General features: G+C 59.9%; 3 protein-coding genes and 1 pseudogene. 1 reads left to right on the top strand and 3 read right to left on the bottom strand.

All coding sequences use genetic code 11. From position 1 onward, the window contains the following. The 3 genes from FNJ47_RS44145 to FNJ47_RS44135 all read right to left on the bottom strand — a co-directional run. Positions 1–917: NAD(P)/FAD-dependent oxidoreductase (locus tag FNJ47_RS44145; protein WP_347341806.1), on the bottom strand; the 917-nt coding region annotated here is incomplete at its 3' end. Positions 918–956: 39 nt separating this feature from the next. Further along, positions 957–1,919, bottom strand: a complete 963-nt coding sequence (locus tag FNJ47_RS44140) for a dihydrodipicolinate synthase family protein (RefSeq protein ID WP_163162801.1) — start codon at positions 1,917–1,919, stop codon at positions 957–959. A gap of 29 nt (positions 1,920–1,948) precedes the next feature. Then, complete coding sequence (locus FNJ47_RS44135) at positions 1,949–2,953, bottom strand: dipeptidase (protein WP_163162799.1); 1,005 nt, start codon at positions 2,951–2,953, stop codon at positions 1,949–1,951. 1,820 nt (positions 2,954–4,773) lie between these two features. Here FNJ47_RS44135 and FNJ47_RS44130 point away from each other — a divergent pair. Next, positions 4,774–5,010, top strand: a pseudogene (locus tag FNJ47_RS44130) (transposase); the annotation flags it as partial. Positions 5,011–6,004 lie beyond the last annotated feature (994 nt).

Raw genomic sequence — 6,004 nt, 5'->3', positions numbered from 1 at the left:
CCAGTTGACAGTCGCGTCACCACAAAGCCATGGCCGCCAAAGGTGACTTGCGTGCGCAAGTCAAAAGCGTCGGCTGGAAGCGTGGTGTTGTAGCCGCGCTCAGTTTCGAGCGGGATGCGTTCGCCGAGGGTTCTCGCAAGATGATGGGAGAACGCGCCGGCGCAAATCACAACTTGAGCAGCGGTCCAGCATTGGCTGCCGGCGGTCATGATCTCGACGCCGGCGGAAACCGGGCGGAGCGCCGCCGCCTGGGCGGTTTCGATCTTCCCGCCCCTCGCACGGAAACAATCAGCCAGTGCAAGAGTGTAAAGTTTCGGATCGGCGATGGAGTACCAACCTGGTGTGAACGTCCCATGAAGGAAGCGCGACGCTATGCCCGGTTGGATGCTTGCCATCTCCGCGGCATCCACGTGGCAAAACTCAATGCCGTGACGCGATCGGGCATCCCAGCCTGGCAGCGAAGCCTCGAACTCCGCTGCGCTTTCATATACTTGCAGGTTGCCGTCCTTGCGCAGCATCGCGAGCGTGCCAGTATCAGCCAGGAAGGGTTCCAGGTCAGCCCGGGACAAGTCCATTAAGGCGGCTTGCGCCGCGGTTGAACGTGCGACGCAGGACGGCGCACACGCCTTCCAGAAGCGGTATATCCAAGGCGTGACTTGGAAGGCATAGGCCGGAGGAATTGTCAACGGACCGAGCGGGTCGAGTAGCCAACGCGGCGCCTTCTTGAGGATACCAGGTGAGGCGAGCGGCAGGATCTCCGTGAACGCGAAGGCTCCAGCATTGCCAGCCGACGCCCCTGCCGCGGGACCGTCCCGGTCGATGACCACGACGTTCGAACCTCGCACCTGCATAACGATGGCCACGGAGAGTCCGATCACCCCCGCACCAATAACGATGACGTCTGGTTTGACTTTCACGCTGCCGTACAGGTTTCTTAGATGAAGAGCACCTTCGTCTCAGACCTTGTAGGTCTGCACCGCGCCCGGCAGCTGGCTCCAGTCCGCGTACCAGTGATCGAAGATCTGTAGCTGCCTCTCAACGTAGCCGCGCTGACTGTCGGAGAGCGTGTCAGTCTCGTTGAAATGCAGTTCATACTGCTTGCTACCCTTCAGGACCATCATGTACTTGTAGAAGAGCACGAGATCCGGCCCCTCGTCGAAGGACGAAAGTACGATCATTGCCCGTTCCAACTCTTGCGCGCGCTGGCCCGCGTCGACATCGCCGGTCGCTGCGGCCTGGGCGAGCTTGCAGAGATGGATCACTTCTTTTGGCAGGACATTGCCAATGCCGGTGATAGCGCCCGTCGCACCGCAATTCACAAATCCGTGGTAGACAGCCGTGTCGACGCCGACCAGCAGCGAGACGTCATCATTGCGGCTGGTGATGTTCTCGGCCGCATAGCGCATGTCGGCCGGACCACCGAACTCCTTGAAGCCGACCAGGTTGGGGTGCTCCGCGCGGAGCGCGAAGAACAGATCGGCGCGGGTCGCAAAGCCGTAGTACGGGCTGTTGTAAATGACAGCCGGCAACCGCGGCGCCGCTGATAGGATTGCCTTGAAGTGCGCCTTCTGCGCGACCAGGGATGGCCCACGAGACAGCACGCGGGGGATGACCATCAGTCCCTTTGCGCCGACCTCCTGCGCGTGCGCCGCGTGCTCGACGGCGCTGGCGGTATTGATCGCCCCTGTGCCGACGATGACGGGCACGCCAACCTTCACCAGCTGCTCAACACCTTGCCTGCGCTGCGCGTCGGTCAGAAGCGGCCAGTCGCCCATTGTGCCGCAATAGACGACGGCCGACATACCGGCGTCGACCAGTTCCCGCGCTTTGCGAACAAGCGCGTCGAAATCGGGCGTTCGGTCTTTCTTGCACGGCGTCATGAGCGCGGGAATGGCGCCTGTAAAAATGTCGACTTTCATCTGAAACTCCTATGACAATGGCGTTGCGCCTAGGCGCCCCATACCTCACGACATACGCGCAGCCAGTTGCCGCCGAGGATTTTCTTCACGTCCTCGGCGTCGTAGCCGCGCTTCAGGAGAGCCTCTGTGAGGTTCATCATTTCGGCTGGCGTATCCATCCCTTGCGGATAGTAATGTGGGGGCTTCGGGTAGTTGTCCGGATCCCACCAGCCGGCATTGACCGCGTCTTGCCAGTTGCGGCCCGCGACCTCGTCGCTGGCGAACGGCGGCAGAGTCCAGGTGAAATCGAGCCCTAGGCCCACGTGATCTACGCCGATCAACTTCACGAAATAGTCGATATGGGAAATGAAGTTGTCGATCGTCGGCCGGCACCCGCGCACAGTAAAGAAGGGCACCAGCGTGGCGCCAACGAGCCCTCCCGTCTTCGCTACGGCCTTAGCTTGATCCTCCGAGATATTTCGACGCGTATCCAGGATTGCTTTTGCGTTTGAATGCGAGAAGACGACGGGGCGCTTCGAAACTTCCATGGCCTCCATGCTGGTCCGGTGCCCGGTGTGAGACACATCGACGATGATGCGGTTCTCGTTGAGACGCTCGATGAGACGCTCGCCGAAGCGGCTGAGCCCTGCATCCGTCCGCTCCTCGCAACCGTCGCCGACGTAGTTTTTCCCGTTGTAGGAGAGCTGGATCAGCCGTACGCCGAGAGTCCGGTAGGCCTCGACGAGATTGAGATCCTGCTCGATCGGTCCCGTGCCCTGGAAATGAAACAGAATGCCGAGCTTGCCTGCTGCCTTCGCACGCTCGATGTCGGCGGCAGTGCGCACGTGAACCAAGTCCGGCCGCCGATCGAGGAGGCGCAGCCAGGCGCTGATCTTCGTCAGCGCCTGCGCTGGACCTTCGAGTGCGGCCACGGTCGGGGCGACGCAGGTGACGCCGCCCTTTGCGTACAGATCCAGATATTCGTAACGCTCAATTAGGGGTGAAACGGCATCGATGATGACGGCATCCTTATGGATGGTCGCGGCACTGTTCATTCTGCATCCTCTCGAAATGGCGGGCTCCCGCCCCATATCTACACAGGTTCGCATTCTCGACACCGAATTGCTCCACTGCAGCATTGGAAGCGCGACCTCAGCGGCTTTCCTTCCTGCACCACGCGTGTGCAGCCTTCCGCCAACGCGTCGATGCTGGAAAGGGCCTTGTGCTCCCCAATCGCACCCGAATGATTGCAGGATGTTCTGCTGCTTGGCGGCGATTTCGCGGATAGTTCGCAGTTTTTCTGCGAAGATGATCTGCTGGCCGCACGGCGTAGGTCTGTTAGTGCAATCGGCGACTACTTCGTTTGACTCCAAATAGCGCGCACGTTGTGAGTTCCGGACTTCGAAACCAATTAGCCAGATGAGCCGATCGTCGTCGACCAACGACGCAAGTCGACTACTGGTTAGCTCAAGGTTCGACCAATGCGCGTCGGCGCCGCGCTCACCAACACAGCACGTGGGCTGGGATAGTATGAGCGTAAGCATCCGGTGTAGCTTTCAATTACCCACAAATTCTTCTCGGACCATGGCGCCCAGCGCGATGTCGGTGAGCCGTGACAGCCCGCGCCACATGACATCCCGAACGCAAATTGCATAAGCTGCACTATGCGCACGACATCGGTATGCCCACCGGGCGGTCGCATCCCGCCATTCGCCTTTAGGATGTTCACGCGGCGCACCGGCGGCGGCATGTAGCTGCCCGAGGACAATCGATGATGCCAGGATCAGGAGCGGTGTTGGTCCTGGGAAGAGCCATGGCCGGAGGCGTGAAGTCCGCCCCATGACGGCATCCGGCTGATAGGCGGTGTGACTCTGGATCAGGTTCTTGCATGGAACGGGAGGACCTGTCGCTCCGGTACCAAGGAAGACGACCGAGCGGGCGCCCCCCGTGAGATCGCGAGTACCGATACGGAGCACAGGGGCAGAACGGCTCGTAGTAGGGACGAAGGCGCTATAATCGCGCTGGACCGAAGGGGCCGTGCCTTGGCGGGCAGCCAACCTTCAGGTGAACGATCATCGCTTGGTCGTCGGATTGTTGGGCGCGAACGCTGGCGAGTTCGGCGCGCGTCGTAAGCAACACCGAATGCACCGCCTCAATATCTTCCGGCAGCGTCTCGAGACTGTTACCCATGCCCTGATGGAATCACACAAGCCGCGATTTGGCTCGGGTTTTGTGGCGCGGCGGTGCAACCACCGAGCTTCTGGTCGCACTACCGGTCAATGCCGTGGCCGCCTTGCCGCGGCACCGGGAGATGGTGGAGCGGATACGCGCGCTCGCAGGGTCTGGGTGACGATGAGATCGCGGGCACTCTGATGCAAGAAGGGTATCACTCGCCATAGGAGGCAGACAAAGTTCTACCGATCACGGTCCAGCGCATTCGTCTTAAACGCCGCCTCAAGGTGCGACCCTCGGCAAACACGGTGGCCGGCAGTCAAAGGCCGTTTGCCAGTAACCCAGTTGGCACGCCGTCTCGGGATTCCGGCCGAGTGGATCTATGGTCAGCTCAAATGAGGGAAGCATCCTGACCGTCCGAGAGCCATCTGGGCCGCTTTCTCTTCCCGAACAACACAATTGCCTGCAAGCGATTTGTAGCTCGAGAAATCACCGCGTTGCGAAGATCAATCTAAGGATCATCATGAAGAGTCGTTCGTGAAGAATGCAAATTGGCCTGAGAGATAGGCGGATGTTGTCTCGATAAAGTATTCGATTTTGCAGGAAGGGCGGGTGTTTGGGGCGCGCTTTCTTGCGTTTTGGGATGTTGCTTTCGATCGATTTGTGATTCCCTGACGGCGTATCGTCGACATTGAGGGATGCGATGAGCAAACCGCGGGATGATCGCCAGAAGGACCTGCTGCTTCCTGCGCTCGATCAAATTATCGACATGGGTCACCCGCTGGTGCGGTTGGCTGCGCTGATTGACTGGTAGTTTCTGGATGAGCGCTTTGGTTCGGTCTGCCAAACCGGTCCGGGACAGCCTGGCTTGCCGACGCGGCTTGTCGCCGACCTGTTCATTCTGAAGCACATGCACAATCTGTCGGATGAGGCGCTATGTGAATCCCTATTACCGTGTGCCATGAACATCGGCGGCGACGCCGGTAATGCTGTGTTGAAGATGGGGGCGAGGCCTCCCGGAGCCGGCCTGCAGGGGCAGGCTTCAAACCATCTCATACTGCTGCCTTCAAAAGGCGCGGTGGTGAGCGATGAGGAAAAGGCGGTGAGTGAAACCGTCAGGTAAGTGACAAGAACATGAGTGCAAGCGAACCGCCGATGACGTATCGAAATGGGTTCAAGACGCTGTCAAAACGGGCGTGGGGTAGTAACGCGCGGAGGAGTGTGGGCGTAGCCTGTTTACGGCCCACGCGGCAGCCGGTGCATAGGCGGCACGATCTTATCACAGGCTTAGCACGGAACGTGGGAACCTGACGCCATGCGTCAGGGACGGAGCCTGATCAATACTACGGGCGGTTCTACCCGACGGATTGCGCAAGCTCTATGAGTACTTCGACGAGCGCCTCGGCGCGTGGCTTCGGTGCAAGTACAAGTAACTGAGGGGTCTCCGAGGATGGTCGTTGTGGACGCTCAACCAGATGGCGCGGCAGTATCTGAAACTCTTCGTCCCCTGGCAAAAGCTTGGACGGGCTACCGTTGGATGACAGGAGCCGGATGATGCGAGAGTATCACGTCCGGATGTGTGTCCAGGTAAAGCTAGCGTGTTCAGCAGGAGACAGACCTGCCGGGGTAGAAGTCAGAGCCCCGTAGTTTGGATAGCGGAGGGAATAGAAACAGAACCTTCGAAGCCTATCGACAAGGTCTCCCAAGGGGAGGTCACGAGTCGGCGGGCCGTATCAAAAGAGAACGCATTGTGGCCTCGAAAGTGAGTAACTCCGAGGGCCGAGCCTGCAACCGTAGGGCGAAGGCAGTATGGGTAGCCGAACACTGACCGACACGGCTGCTCACCTCGGCGGGGTGGAAGCGACGGCACGTTGACAAGGGCATGCCAAGCAACTGGAGAAGCCTTCCTCGTCCCGGGGAGAAATCGCCGGAGC

Source organism: Bradyrhizobium uaiense (assembly GCF_010811875.1).
Classification (GTDB): Bacteria; Pseudomonadota; Alphaproteobacteria; order Rhizobiales; family Xanthobacteraceae; genus Bradyrhizobium; species Bradyrhizobium uaiense.
This window is presented reverse-complemented; position numbering and strand designations above follow the sequence as displayed.

Coding starts and splice junctions, on each gene's coding strand:
- FNJ47_RS44140 (WP_163162801.1), bottom strand. CDS start 1,919: ATGAAAGTCGACATTTTTACAGGCGCCATTCCCGCGCTCATGACGCCG.
- FNJ47_RS44135 (WP_163162799.1), bottom strand. CDS start 2,953: ATGAACAGTGCCGCGACCATCCATAAGGATGCCGTCATCATCGATGCC.